Origin of the sequence: Thalassovita sp. (assembly GCF_963691685.1) — a bacterium.
Classification (GTDB): domain Bacteria; phylum Pseudomonadota; class Alphaproteobacteria; order Rhodobacterales; family Rhodobacteraceae; genus Thalassobius.
In genome coordinates this window covers 3,723,095-3,736,191 of the sequence record NZ_OY829290.1, presented here as the reverse complement: position 1 = coordinate 3,736,191, position 13,097 = coordinate 3,723,095, and the positions used below count along the sequence as shown (strand labels likewise).

The 13,097-nt window shown below is 60.3% G+C and carries 12 protein-coding genes; 5 read left to right on the top strand and 7 right to left on the bottom strand.

What is annotated here, in order from left to right; genetic code table 11:
- The first annotated feature begins 1,232 nt into the window (after positions 1-1,232).
- Positions 1,233-2,189 (top strand): DMT family transporter, encoded by a 957-nt coding sequence (locus ACORLH_RS17930; protein ID WP_321829730.1) that lies wholly within the window; start codon positions 1,233-1,235, stop codon positions 2,187-2,189.
- Here the strand turns inward: ACORLH_RS17930 and ACORLH_RS17925 are convergent.
- A complete protein-coding gene (locus ACORLH_RS17925; protein ID WP_321829729.1) occupies positions 2,186-2,602 on the bottom strand; it encodes a helix-turn-helix domain-containing protein in 417 nt (138 codons plus the stop codon). The genes ACORLH_RS17930 and ACORLH_RS17925 overlap by 4 nt on opposite strands.
- Before the next feature lie 69 nt (positions 2,603-2,671).
- Here ACORLH_RS17925 and ACORLH_RS17920 point away from each other — a divergent pair, with 69 nt between their 5' ends.
- On the top strand, positions 2,672-3,187 hold the full coding sequence (locus tag ACORLH_RS17920) for a DUF2938 family protein (protein WP_321829728.1): 516 nt from the start codon (positions 2,672-2,674) through the stop codon (positions 3,185-3,187).
- Positions 3,188-3,236: 49 nt separating this feature from the next.
- Here the strand turns inward: ACORLH_RS17920 and hemE are convergent, their stop codons facing one another.
- Positions 3,237-4,283 carry a uroporphyrinogen decarboxylase gene (gene hemE / locus ACORLH_RS17915; protein ID WP_321829727.1) on the bottom strand — a complete coding sequence of 349 codons (1,047 nt, stop codon included), beginning with the start codon at positions 4,281-4,283 and terminating at the stop codon, positions 3,237-3,239.
- Between the two features lie 142 nt (positions 4,284-4,425).
- Between hemE and hemC the strand changes: the two genes are divergently transcribed.
- On the top strand, positions 4,426-5,385 hold the full coding sequence (gene hemC / locus ACORLH_RS17910) for a hydroxymethylbilane synthase (protein WP_321829726.1): 960 nt from the start codon (positions 4,426-4,428) through the stop codon (positions 5,383-5,385).
- An 82-nt stretch (positions 5,386-5,467) separates the two neighbouring features.
- Here the strand turns inward: hemC and ACORLH_RS17905 are convergent, their stop codons facing one another.
- Both ACORLH_RS17905 and ACORLH_RS17900 read right to left on the bottom strand, forming a co-directional pair.
- Positions 5,468-6,754, bottom strand: coding sequence for a flavin-dependent oxidoreductase (locus tag ACORLH_RS17905; protein WP_321829725.1), 1,287 nt, complete (start codon positions 6,752-6,754; stop codon positions 5,468-5,470).
- Between the two features lie 107 nt (positions 6,755-6,861).
- Positions 6,862-8,262: an FAD-binding oxidoreductase gene (locus ACORLH_RS17900; RefSeq protein WP_321829724.1), complete on the bottom strand. Its 1,401-nt coding sequence runs from the start codon at positions 8,260-8,262 to the stop codon at positions 6,862-6,864.
- 201 nt (positions 8,263-8,463) lie between these two features.
- Here ACORLH_RS17900 and hpaR point away from each other — a divergent pair, with 201 nt between their 5' ends.
- Positions 8,464-8,919, top strand: a complete 456-nt coding sequence (hpaR, locus tag ACORLH_RS17895) for a homoprotocatechuate degradation operon regulator HpaR (RefSeq protein WP_321829723.1) — start codon at positions 8,464-8,466, stop codon at positions 8,917-8,919.
- 86 nt (positions 8,920-9,005) lie between these two features.
- Here hpaR and ACORLH_RS17890 read toward each other — a convergent pair whose 3' ends face one another.
- The 3 genes from ACORLH_RS17890 to ubiA are packed head-to-tail and all read right to left on the bottom strand — an operon-like array spanning position 9,006 to position 12,349.
- Positions 9,006-9,332, bottom strand: coding sequence for a hypothetical protein (locus tag ACORLH_RS17890; protein WP_321829722.1), 327 nt, complete (start codon positions 9,330-9,332; stop codon positions 9,006-9,008).
- 5 nt (positions 9,333-9,337) lie between these two features.
- The gene (locus ACORLH_RS17885) at positions 9,338-11,317 is read right to left on the bottom strand and encodes an OmpA family protein (RefSeq protein WP_321829721.1); all 1,980 of its coding nucleotides are present in this window, start codon (positions 11,315-11,317) and stop codon (positions 9,338-9,340) included.
- Between the two features lie 60 nt (positions 11,318-11,377).
- Positions 11,378-12,349, bottom strand: coding sequence for a 4-hydroxybenzoate octaprenyltransferase (ubiA, locus tag ACORLH_RS17880; protein WP_321829720.1), 972 nt, complete (start codon positions 12,347-12,349; stop codon positions 11,378-11,380).
- A gap of 12 nt (positions 12,350-12,361) precedes the next feature.
- Between ubiA and ACORLH_RS17875 the strand changes: the two genes are divergently transcribed.
- Positions 12,362-13,090 carry a 16S rRNA (uracil(1498)-N(3))-methyltransferase gene (locus ACORLH_RS17875; RefSeq protein ID WP_321829719.1) on the top strand — a complete coding sequence of 243 codons (729 nt, stop codon included), beginning with the start codon at positions 12,362-12,364 and terminating at the stop codon, positions 13,088-13,090.
- Positions 13,091-13,097: the final 7 nt, after the last annotated feature.

Sequence of the window (13,097 nt, the reverse complement as noted above, 5' to 3'; positions counted from 1 at the left end):
AAGGAAAATTTCATATGCATGACCTCGTAAATACAAGACTTTAACTATGAAGTGAAATCAACATGCCGCATTTGTAAAGTCAACAAGCTCGCGAACCCGCCTTTCGCTTCTCCAACGTGGTTGCTCCAAAACTCATCCCTTATATAGTGGTTCTTTAATCGGACATCGGTGCGTGCGCAGCGAATGGCAACAAAGTCCCGCACTGCCGACCTATAACTCGCCAAAATGCTGCACCCGTGCTCCAACGGCAGCTTTAGGAAAATGGCAATTCAGCGTTTTGGCTTCCCGCTAACGACAGTAGTGGGCCGAAAGGCAAACTTTGCAAATTCAGCTTCCTGCGCATCGCTGCCATTGGTGGCTCACGCAGCATCCGGCACTGCTGCGGTTTAATATTGAACGGCAGCTATCGGGGATTCGACCTTAGAGCTTTGCGTCTGCAGCAGAGAACGTTCTGAGCCTAATGTGAATGTCCTGAAAGGGCTGACTGCTGCCATTGGTCTTCTTTGCACGAACGCCCACTTCGGACTGCGGGAAGCATATTGGGGATCAAAGCAAACATGATCTAACCTGGACAGCTCACGCATCGCGGCATAGATCCACGCCATGCTCCAATACAGAATTCCAGGCTATGCCCTCGATTTGATCTGCCGCTGCGGTCGAGAGGTCACGCTGTATGAGCGTGAAGGTGAGCCGTCCTGGATCGAGGCGATCACCCTGGCCGATTTGCCACGCTATCGCTGCAGTGAATGCGGCGGTCACCCCGTAGAAATGCGGCGCAGGTGGCAGCCGCGGCCTGAGTGGTCGTCATCGAACTAGTTTCCCCGAAAAAGAAATTTTCTAGGCTCACCGGTGGCGTGTTTTGGTGCCCCAAGTTGCGCCGTGATTCGCAATCCATTTACTTCCTAAGGGCGATGTGATAAGTATTCGATGCAATCATAGGAGCAAATAGTGCAACTCAAAATGCAACTCATTTTGCAACTCATAATTTTAGAAAATAAATAAAATCAGTTACTTAATATTATGTTGGAACGGACCAAAAGGATCCTCGGTCCGCCATAAAAAGCCCGCCTCTCAGGCGGGCTTTTTTGTGTCTGCTGATTGCTACTGTTGCGCGGTTGCTGGAGGGCCAAACCGTCCCCGCGTTTCAGTTAATCCTTGCAGGCGCGGGCGTTTCTGTATTGTGCTAGCGCAAACACCCCAAATCCATCCCGGCAGACCCGAGGGACCTATCGATGAACGTGACCGGCGCATTCTACGGCCTGCTGGCCTTTGGCATTTTTGCGACCCATGATGCTGTGATCAAATATCTGGGCGGCGCCTATTCGCCGTTTCAGGTGGTGTTCTTCGCGACGCTGTTTTCCTTCCCGCTGGTCACCTTGATGCTGATGCAGGACAAGACGGAGGGCCACCTGCGCCCGATCCATCCCTGGTGGACGGCGCTGCGCACCATGTGTTCCACGTTGAATGCGATCTGCGTTTTCTATGCCTTCACGGTGCTGCCGCTGGCGCAGGTCTATGCGATCCTCTTTGCGATGCCGCTGCTGATTACCGTGCTGTCGATCCCGATTCTGGGGGAAAAGGTTGGGATCCACCGTTGGTTCGCGGTGCTGGTCGGCCTGATCGGGGTGATCGTTGTGCTGCGACCCGGCCAAACCGAATTGGGCCTTGGACATGCGGCTGCTCTGTCCAGTGCGTGCCTTGGTTCTGTCGCCTCGATCATAGTGCGCAAGGTCGGGCGCGAGGAGCGTTCGGTTGTGATGATGATCTATCCGATGGTGTCGAACTTTGTGGTGATGGGCAGCCTAATGATCTTCACCTATCAGCCGATGCCGCTGCCGGATCTGGCTGGCGTTGGCGCGATCGCGCTTTTGGGCTTCACCGCGGGCCTGTTGCTGGTCTTTGCCTATCGCGCATCAGAGGCGGCGATCGTGGCGCCGATGCAATATTCACAGATCCTTTGGGCCACTTTCTTTGGCTACATGTTCTTTGATGAGCATCTGGATGGCGCAACGGTGCTGGGGGCAGGGATCATCATTGCCTCGGGCCTTTACATCCTGTTCCGCGAATCGCGGGGTGGTCGGTCGGAAAACACGCCTGTGCTGCGCAACCGGTCGCGTGCCTCCTCGGCGATTTCGTTCCGGGTGTCGACGCTGTTGCGGCGCCAGCGCCGTGACGGGGATGAAGGTTAACGCGCTGAGAACCTGTCGCTTGCCAGTTTGAGCAGGCGGCGAAACTTGCCACATTGCATCGGGTCGTCTTCGCGGCAGCTTGCGGCGTGGGTCAGCCCATCGCGCAGGGCCGTCAATCGGCGAATCTGCTGATCCAGCACCTGCGCCTGATCGCGTAAGGCCTGCCGGTCGATCTTGGGTGCATCGCCGGGACCAAACATTTGTTGCAAGTCGTCCAGACTGAACCCCGCGGCACGGCCCGCGCTGATCAGCTGCAGGCGATCAGCTGTGGAGGCGGCAAACAGCCGTTGCAACCCGTGCCGCCCGACCGAGTGGATCAAGCCGCGTTCCTCATAATAGCGCAGGGTGGAGGCCGGCAGCCCCGAATGCCTCGCAAGGGCCGAGGTCTCAAGAAGGGTCTTTGCCTGTGTCATCGCGCCTCATGGGAACTGGGTTTCGTCACTTGACCTCAAGTCGGCTTGAGTTGGCAGGATCGCCGCCAGTTGATCACTTTGCAAGAGGCAGAACAGATGGAAGAGCTTTTGGGATATGGTGCGGCACTCGGGATTGTGGCGACCATCACGATGGATGTCTGGGAATGGGCAGAGGCCCGGCTGTTGGGGTTGCCGCGGCGCAATTATGCGATGTTGGGCCGTTGGTTGGGTCACATGACACGAGGCAAGTTCCGGCATGACACCATCGGTCAGGCGGCGCAGATACGAGGTGAGGCAGCGCTGGGGCAGGTTGCGCATTATGCCGTGGGGGTGCAGTTTGGGATCGCGTTTCTGGCGATTACCGGCCCCAGCTGGCTGGCGCAGCCCGGGCCGTTTGCGGCTTTGGCCTTTGGGGCTGTGACAGTGGTGATGCCGCTGTGTGTGATGCAGCCCGCCTTTGGCCTCGGCTTTGCCGCCGCAAAGCTGCCCCACCCCTGGGCGGCGCGGGTGCGTAGCCTGGTTGGTCACCTCAGCTTTGGTCTGGGTCTTTATCTGGCGGGCCTTTTGCTGCGCTGGATTGCCTAACAAAAAGGGGCGCCCGAAGCGCCCCTAAACCTTTGCCACTGTGCGGGATCTACCCGTTGCGCACTGTGTCGATCATCAGCTGCACGTTTTCGGGATCGGCATCCGGTGTGATGCCGTGGCCGAGGTTGAAAATATGCGGCCCGTTGCCAAGCGCCTTCACAATGCGGCGGGTGTCATCGATCAGGTCCTGCCCGCCGGTCACCATATGGCGTGAGGCCAGGTTGCCCTGAACACAGCCATCCACCTGCACATGTTCCGCAACCCATTCGGCCGAAACCGAGTTGTCGACGGCGACACAATCCGCGCCGGTGGCCATGGCAAAGCCGATGTAGCCGTCGCCTGCTTCGCGCGGGAAGGCAATCACGGGCACACCGGGGTGGCGTTCCTTGATGGCGGCAATGATGCGTTTTGCAGGCTCCAGCGCGTATTTCTGGAAGTCCGCGCCTTTCAGCGACCCGGCCCAGCTGTCAAACAGCTTCACCACTTCGGCGCCGGCCTCAATCTGTTTGGACAGATACTCGATGGTGCCTTCGGTCAGCAGGTCCAAGAGACCTTCGAAAACGGCGCGGTTTTCATCCTTCAGCGCATGGGCGGGGCCCTGATCCTTAGTGCCGCGACCGGCGATCATATAGGTGGCCACGGTCCAGGGCGCGCCGGCAAAACCAATCAGCGTGGTCTCAGCGGGCAATTCGCGGCTGAGGATCGACACGGTGTCATACACCGGGTTCAGCACTTCATGAATGTCATCCTTGCCCTTCAGCGCGGCCAGTTGATCGGCGGTGGTGGTGATCGACAGGCGCGGGCCCTCACCGGTTACGAACCACAGATCCGCGCCTAGGGCCTGCGGCAACAGCAGGATGTCGGCAAACAGGATTGCCGCATCAAAGCCATAGCGGCGGATCGGCTGCAGAGTCACCTCAGCGGCCAGTTCGCTGTTGTAGCACAGCGACAGGAAGTCACCGGCCTGAGCGCGGGTGGCGCGGTATTCGGGCAGATAGCGGCCTGCCTGACGCATCATCCAGATCGGCGGCGTGGGCAGGGTTTCGCCCGCAAGGGCGCGCAGGATTTTCTTTTGCGGTACGTGTGGCTCGGACATGTCGGCTTCCTTTCGCTTGAACGGTTGGTCCATCGCTGGGGCGCCGTTGTCAAGGCTTGCTGTGGCGCCGCAACCAAAGGCCGCAGGCCCGCCCTGTGGCCAATGCTTGCGCGAGGCGGCGGCTGGGGCTAAGGCTTCGGCCATGACTTTGACATTGCCCACCCCCGCATCGCCCTTGAAAATTGGCACCCGAGGCTCGCCACTGGCACTGGCGCAGGCCTATGAGACCCGCGATCGCCTGATGGCGGCTTATGACCTGCCTGAGGCGGCCTTTGAGGTGGTGGTGATCAAAACCACCGGCGATGACATGGCGCTGATCAAAACGGATACGCCGTTGAAAACGCTGGGCGGCAAGGGGTTGTTCACCAAAGAGATTGAGCAATCCATGCTGGATGGTGGCATCGACATTGCGGTGCACTCGACCAAGGATATGCCGGTGGAACAGCCCAAAGGGCTGGTGCTGGACACTTTCCTGCCGCGTGAAGACGTGCGCGATGCTTTTGTTTCGCTGAAATATGAAAGCCTGCAGGATCTGCCTGAGGGCGCGGTTGTCGGCTCTTCTTCGCTGCGCCGTCGTGCCCAGCTGCTGAACCGCTTCCCACATCTGAAAGTGGTGGAGTTCCGTGGCAACGTGCAGACCCGTCTGAAAAAACTGGAGGATGACGTGGCGGAGGCGACCTTCCTTGCCAAGGCGGGTCTGAACCGGCTGGGCAAGGCGGATGTAGCGCGGTCCGCCATTGATCCTGAGGATATGCTGCCCGCCATCGCGCAGGGCACCATCGGGATCGAACGGCGTGAGAATGATGACCGTGCGGGCGAAATGCTGGCGGCATTGCATCACGTAGAAACCGGCCAGCGTCTGGCGGCCGAGCGCGCGTTCCTGGCGGCATTGGACGGCTCCTGCGAAACCCCGATTGCGGGTCTGGCGACTTTGGAAGGTGGTCAGCTGCGGTTGCGTGGCGAGGTGCTGCGCCCTGACGGGTCCGAGGTGATCCGGGATGAGCGTACCTGCGCCATCTCCGACGGGGCGGCGCTGGGCAAGGCGATGGCCAAGGATATGCTGGCGCAGGCGGGGCCGGATTTCTTCAGCTGGCGCGGTTAAGCCAGGCAAGAATGACAAAGGGCGGGGAAGATCCCGCCCTTTTTGTTTGTCACAGAAACCCAAGGCGTCCGTGTCGGTCCGCTTACAGTTTCACCCGCGCCCCTTCGGCAATCATGCGGGGCGCATTGTTCAGCGTCTCAATCGCAAAGCCTGCGGCGGATTTGTATTTGGCCATGAACTCGGCCCGCTCGGCGGCTGGGATCACCGTGTCGATATCGTCAAATTCGCCGCCGCAGCGGTCCTCCACCATATTCAGCAGGCCAAAGGGACCAGCACCGCGATTGCGCAGGATCAGCTCTGACACCGGACCGCAGAGTTTATCATTAAACGCCTGCACTGCTGCCCGTGTTACCCCATGTTCCAGCATCGCAATACCCAGTTCGCGCGCATCAATCACCGCCTGACTGGCGCCGTTTGAGCCCGTTGGATACATCGCATGGGCCGCGTCCCCCATCAGACAGGCCGCGCCATCCACCCAGTAGGGCACCGGATCGCGGTCAATCATCGGGTTTTCATAGGCCACGGTGGAGCCATTCAGCAGCGCCGGCACATCCATCCAGTCATAGGTCCAACCGTCGAAATGGTGTTTGAACTCATCAAGCTGCGCCTGACGGAACCAGCTGGAGACGTCATAGCCTTCAGTGTCCTCAAGCGTGATCTCGGCGATCCAGTTGATCCAGGCCAGACCGGTGGCAGGATCAGGGTAGGAGATCGGGTAGATCACCATCCGGTGTTTGTCACTGCCAAGCCCAAGGAAGGACGATCCGGTGCGATGTGGTTTCGCCAAAGTGGTGCCGCGCCACATGACAATGCCGCCCCATTGGATTGGCGGCTGGTCGGGATGCATCTGCGCCCGCACGCGGGAGTGAATACCGTCAGAGCCGATCAGCAAGGTGCCCGTTTCGCGCAAGGTCGTGCCATCGCGCTGTTCGATGATCGCAGTGACCGATCCGTCTGCGTTGTTTTCATAGCCCACAACCCGCTGGCCCAGCCGCACGACACCTTCGCCCGCACGTTCGACCAGTTTGCGGTAAAGCAACATGTGAAATTCGCCGCGATGCACCGCGTATTGCGGCCAGTTGTAACCAGCCAGCAGACCGCGTGGTTCGGCGTAGATGTCATTGCCGTTGCGGCCAACCAGCGCCCATTCCTTGGTGGGCACGCCGACCTGATCCAGATCCTCGGCGCCGATACCCAGATCATAAAGCTCACGCACCGCGTTGGGTTGCAGGTTGATGCCGACGCCCAGCGGCTTCAACTCAGGCACCGCCTCAAACACCACGCAGGGCACACCGATCTGCGTGAGGGTCAGCGCAACAGACAGGCCGCCGATGCCGCCACCGGCAATCATCACAAGGGGTTGGGTCATCAGCGCATTCCTTTCGTCTGCCTTTTCAGGGCCTTCAAAACCTACAGTTCTGCGCTGATTAATTCACATGTTAATTGACGTAGTCAACTAAATCTTGAGCGCAGGGGTCACGGCAACAGCTTGCCGGGGTTCAAAATCCCCTTGGGATCAAGCGCCGCCTTGATCGCCTTCATCGCGGCAATCGCAGCAGGGTTCTTGCGCCGTTGCATCGACGGCAGCTTGGAGGTGCCAATGCCATGCTCGGCCGAGAAGGACCCGCCAAAGCTCAGCGCCACATCTTCGACCGCTTCCATGATGCTGTCACGCAATGCGGCATCTTCGGACGACTGCCAGACGGTATAGTGCACATTGCCGTCGCCCAGATGGGCCACCACAATTTCCTCGGCCGCCGGGTCCAGTTCCGGCAGACGCTGCGCCATCGTTTTGAGGAACGGCGCCACCTTGTCCAACGGCACAGCGATGTCATTGGCGATAAAGGGTTTGCGCGACATCGCGATCTCTGCCGAGGCCTCGCGCCGTTCCCACATTTCCTGACGCTGCGCCTCACTCTGCGCAACCACGGCATCCAGCAGCATGCCCTCTTCGAACATGCCCATCAGGGTTTCCTCCAGATAGGCCGCGATTGGGGTTTGGCCGTCCTCGCCCACCGTGCAGTCACGCGGGGCAGTGGCGCCCACTTCGACCAGAATGTTGATGTCTTGCGGCGTCTCAAAGGGTTCGCGGGCACTTGGGCTGATCTGCTGATGCACCTCAATGTGACGGCGGGGCATGTATTCAAAGGCCTCAACAGCACCACCTGTGGCCTCTTGCAGGCGGTTCAACAGCACCAGCGCCTCATCCAGCGACGGGGTGGCCACCATCGCGGTGGCATAGGCGCCGGGTTTCGGGTGCAGTTTCAGCACCGCGGCGGTGATGATACCCAGCGTGCCCTCGGCGCCGATCAGCAAGTGTTTGAGATTATAGCCCGAGTTGTCCTTGTGCAGTTCGCTCATGATCTCAACCACCTTTCCGGTGGGCATCACGGCCTCAATCCCCAGCACCAGATCCCGCGTATTGCCATAGCGCAGCACGTTCGAACCCCCGGCATTGGTCGACAGGCAGCCCCCGATCATGGCTGAACCTTTGGCGCCAAAGGTCAGCGGGAAGATCATATCGACTGCATCCGCCGCATCATGCAGGTTGGACAGGATCACCCCGGCCTCCACAATCGCCACCCGGGCCTCAGGGCGCAGATCCCGGATCTGGTTCATCCGGTCAAGGGACAGCATCACGGCACCATCTGCGCGGGTGCCACCGGCCAGACCCGTGTTGCCGGACACCGGGACAATCGTTGTGCCGGTTTCATTGGCCCATTTCACGACGGCAGCGACCTCGGCGGTGGAGCCGGGGCGCACAACGGCCAGCGGGCTGAATCGATAGGCCCCGGTCCAGTCACTGGACCAACGCGCCATGTCTTCGCCCTGCATCACATTTGCTTCGCCCACCAGCGCTGCTAGCTCATTGATCATCCCGTGTCCTTTCACTGGCGCAACCGCCCTTTATCGCTCAATCAATATGCATGCAGGCGGCGCGATGTCAGCACCGGGGAATTGCGGGCACAGGATCAACTTGGCCTGATGCAAAGATTTGCTTAACGTGATAAGGAAAACCGGGTTAAAGTCACAACCCTTAAGACCACAGACTGCGACAATCGGAGGCGCTCCGCCCGTATGGAAACTGAAGCCACCCTGCCACCCCTGACCCACCGCTCCTTGCCAATCGCGCTGTTGCGGGCCCGAGAGAAGGTCATGGGGCCAATCCGTCAGATGCTGACCGATGCCGGTGTAACGGAACAGCAGTGGCGGGTTTTGCGGGTGCTGGAAGAACGCGGCGTGCTGGACCCGACGGAGATTGCAGAACATTCCTGCCTGTTGCTGCCGTCGCTGACGCGGATCCTGCAGACCCTGCAAGGCAAGGGTATGATCACCCGTGAACCGCACCCAACCGACCGGCGCAAACAACAGATCCGCATCACCGATGCCGGGCGCCAGCTGATTCTAGACAACCTGCAGGAAAGCCGCCGTCTGAACGCCTGGCTGAAAAACAGCATGGGCGAAGAAAAGCTGGAGCAGCTGCTGGACCTGCTGAACGAACTGGACGGGTTGGAGCGCGGCGAGGGCGAGTGAGCTTGCCGTGTGGTCCTGCAACTGAGCATTAACAAATAAGGGCCGCGTCTTGCGGCCCTGTTGAATTCTCTCAGGTGAACGCGGGATTAACCTTGATTGGTGCGCTCGATATAGGCGCGCAGTTCTTCGGCCTCATGGCGGGCCTCGCGCAGGCCTTCCATTGTGGCGGAAAGTTCCGCTTCGGTCTGGCTCAGCTGGGTGGTCAGCTCGGCCTCACGCTGTTGCAGATAGGTGATCGCCTGATCGCGGGTCTCTTCCGCTTCATGCAGCTCCTGCGCCATCCGGTCCAGCTCACCAATGTCGGATTTCGACACCTGGGTGAAGCGATGGATCAGCCAGAAGGCAAACCAGCCCATGCAGAAGGCAACAAAAAGGATGATCGCGGTGGCCATGATGAATTGAGTGCGCTCCATTAGGCTCAGTTCCCTTCGCTTGTCGTCTCAGCGGCCGCGTCCGTGGCCGGGGTGTCTTCTGTTTGTTGCGTGCTGTCAGAAGTGGTGTCTGCAGCGTTGTCAGCGCTTGCGCCCGCAGCAGGGGTGTCGGCGGCGACCGCATCCAGCGTGCTTTCACCTTCGGGCGTGCTGGCTTCGGGCCGGATCAGCTTGAACTCAATCCGCCGGTTGGCTTCGCGGCCTTCTTCGGTGTCGTTGTCGGCAATCGGCTGCGCCTCACCATAGCCGACGGCGCGGTAGGCGGCGGTCAGCAGGCGGCGTTCGCGCAGACCGGTGAGTACCGCAGCGGCACGGGCCTGGCTGAGCGCCTGGTTCATGCTTTCGCGGCCCTGACTGTCGGTGTGGCCACCGATCTCAAACTTGATGTCGTCACCACATTCCTTCAGCACAGCGGCGATATCATCCAGTACTGCCTGGGCGGAGGCGGCCGGGGTGTCCGAGCCGGGCTCAAAGGTGATTTTGCGGGTTTTCAGGATATCGTTGATCCGCATCTCACATTCCTCGGGCGAGGGGAGGGAGGCGATCGGGTCCAGTTTTTCCAGATAGGTGACCTTGATATCAAAGCGCTGCGTGTCCCCCAGTTTCTGCGCCAGAAAACCTGCAATCCGGGCCGAAGCATCTTCGCGACCCGTGTTGCCAGAAACGGTGATCAGGTCAGGGCCCACGATCACCACACCGTTTGACAGCAGTGACAATGCCTCAAGACCGGCCAGAACGCGTAGCGACCAGTTGGCCGGCACCGCCTCATCCAGTCGGGCCGCGTTATGCACGCTGGCGCTGCCAAAACGGGCAGTGGCAAAGCTTTCGACCGCGTTGCGGGCCAGTTCGCCGCCCATGCGCCCACGCAGTTGCACCTGCCCCTCAGGGGAAAGCGTGGCTGTGAATTCGGGCGCTTCGGTGGCCTCTTCTGCAGCCACCGGCTGGGGCAGGTCAGAATGCAGTGAGAAGACAGGCGGCAGGCTGTTTTCCAATTCGCCGATCACCCGGTCAAACCGCGCCTGATCGCTGCCAAGTTCGGCCACGAGGGAGACGTCAGCATCGTTGAAGGTGACCGTGCCACCGCCAATTTCGGCCAAAGCTGCGATGGATTTTTCGGCCGCCTCAGCCCAACGGGGGGAGGGCACGCCAAGGCCAACCGTGCAGCTGGGCGCGGTGCTGGTCAGACCTGCGGCCTTCGCGGCGGTCAGGATACGCGCGGCGGCAGCTTCGCTGTCTGCGGAACAGGCATCAAACCGCGCAGCGCCATCCTCAATTAGGAACCGCAGGGTGAAGGGGGTCAGAACCGGGCGCGGGGCTGAGAGGTTCAGCACCAACTCCATATCCGCCTTGCGGGTCAGTTCACGTTCCATCATGCGCTGATCTTCGGCGCTGTCGGTCATCGCGGTGATTGAAACTTTGCCCGCCTCGATTGAGATTTTGGAACGCGGCAGCAGGCGCAGCGCATCAATGGCGTAACCCACCGAACGGTCCCAGCCTTTCGGCACCGGGTAATCGGCTGTCTGCAACAGGTCGGAGACTTTGCCATCTTCGGTGATCTTGCGCACCGCGTCGATCAGGGCGGCGCGGTCGGTGCCGGCAGGAATCAATCCGATCAGCGACAGCCCCATATCGTTGCGCAGGATCTCAATTGAGAAACGTGGCGGAGCAAGCGCTTCACTGTCGGCAACATCCATTTGGTCGATGACACGGGCTGCATCGACCAGCCCGCCGGCGGTTGAAACCGCTTTGAACCGCTGCGCCTCTGAGGGGGCAGTGCCGGTGAGGATAACCTGCAACCCATCGGCGTGCACTTCGGCCCAGGTCAGGCCAGCGTCATCCAGTCCGTTGCGGATCGACAGCTCAGAGCTGTCTTCGATGATGTTCGCGATCCCGCCGGCGGCAGCAACGCTCAGGGCGGCGGCGATGCCGAAAGGGGCCGCAATAAGTAGATACGAAGACAGTCGCATGTCGTCCGGTCATTTAGTCTTGGTCGCAAGATGTTTAGGGCGCGTCGCCCCACATCGCAATCAAATCAGCAGCGCACCGGCGAAAAACAGCAAGGGGATCAGCCCTGTGTCGCGGTTTGAGCGGAAAAGCTGCAGGCAAACGGCTGTGTTTTCCGTATCCAACCGCAGCATTTGCCAGACCATATGGGCCCCGAACCCCCAGGGTGCCAGCAGGGCCACCAGAATGGCAAAGGGCGTGTCCTGCCCACCCGTCATCGCCAGCACAACCGCGCCGGCCATCAACAGAACCGACAGGATCAAAAACCGTTTCAACCATTTCGGGGTTTCTTCGGCAAACAGCCGGGCGGTGGATTTCACCCCGATCAGCGCGTCATCCTCTTTGTCCTGATGGGCATAGATCGTGTCATAGAACAGCGTCCAGGCGATGCCGCTGAGATAAAGGACTATCGCCGCCGGATGCAGCGATCCGGTATGGGCAATCCAAACCAGCAGCGCACCCCAGTTAAAGGCGACACCCAGAAACACCTGCGGCCACCAGGTGAACCGTTTGGCAAAAGGATAGATCGCCACCGGCACGACCGAGACAAAACCCGCGATGATCGCAGCCAGATTAAAGCTCAGCAGGATGGCCAGCGAAATCAGGCATTGCAGCGCCATCCAGACCAGTGCCTGACGGACCGAGACCTGGGCTGAAGGGATGGGCCGTGACCGGGTGCGTTCCACCGCGGCGTCAAACTTGCGGTCGGTGATGTCATTCCAGGTGCAGCCTGCACCGCGCATCAAAAACGCGCCAATGGCACAGCCGACAAAGATCCACAGATCGTGCCAGCGTGCCTGACCGTCATGCAACATCGCCAGCAACAGCCCCCACCAGCAGGGCAGTAGCAACAGCCACGTCCCGATTGGGCGATCCGCCCGGCTGAGCCGCAGATAGGGGCGGCTCCAGGCCGGGGCCAGATGATCCACCCAATTGCCTGTGACAGCATCCGAAACTTGGCCTTTAGGCTCTGGCATATGGGGGTGGTCGGGCATAAGAATGGCTCCATGAGCATCAAAATCCGTCTTTATGTAGATCATCCCTTGGGGCCGGGGCAATCGGTTCCCTTGGACCAGGGGCAGGCCCATTACCTGTTTGGCGTGATGCGCCAGAAGGTGGGGGCGGAACTGGCGCTGTTTAATGGCGTTGACGGCGAATGGCGCGCGCGGGTGGAACAGGCGGGCAAACGCGGTGGTGAGCTGAGCTGCGTTGAACAAACCCGCCCGTTGCAGATGCCGCCGGACCTGTGGCTGCTGTTTGCCCCGATCAAAAAGGCGCGCACGGATTTCATCGTCGAAAAGGCGGCTGAAATGGGCGCAGCGCGGATCCTGCCTGTCCAGACGGAGTTCACCAATTCCGAACGGATCCGCCAGGACCGGCTACAGGATCACGCGGTGCAGGCGGCGCAGCAATGCGGCGGCACCTATGTGCCTGAGGTGTGCGATTTGCAGCGGCTGGACCGGGTGCTCGCCGATTGGCCCGCGGATCGACAGCTGGTCTTTTGTGACGAAGCTGAGGTCGGCGCCGGCAAGGCGCTGGGCGAGGCAGAGAAAACCGGCGGTGACAAATGGGCCATCCTGATCGGTCCCGAAGGTGGCTTTTCCGAAGGCGAGCGTAAACGCCTGCACGCGTTGCCCTTTGCCCATGTGATCAGCCTGGGCCCGCGTATTCTACGCGCAGATACGGCGGCGGTTGCAGCTTTGACCGTTTGGCAGCAGCATCTCGGGGATTGGTAAGCGATTC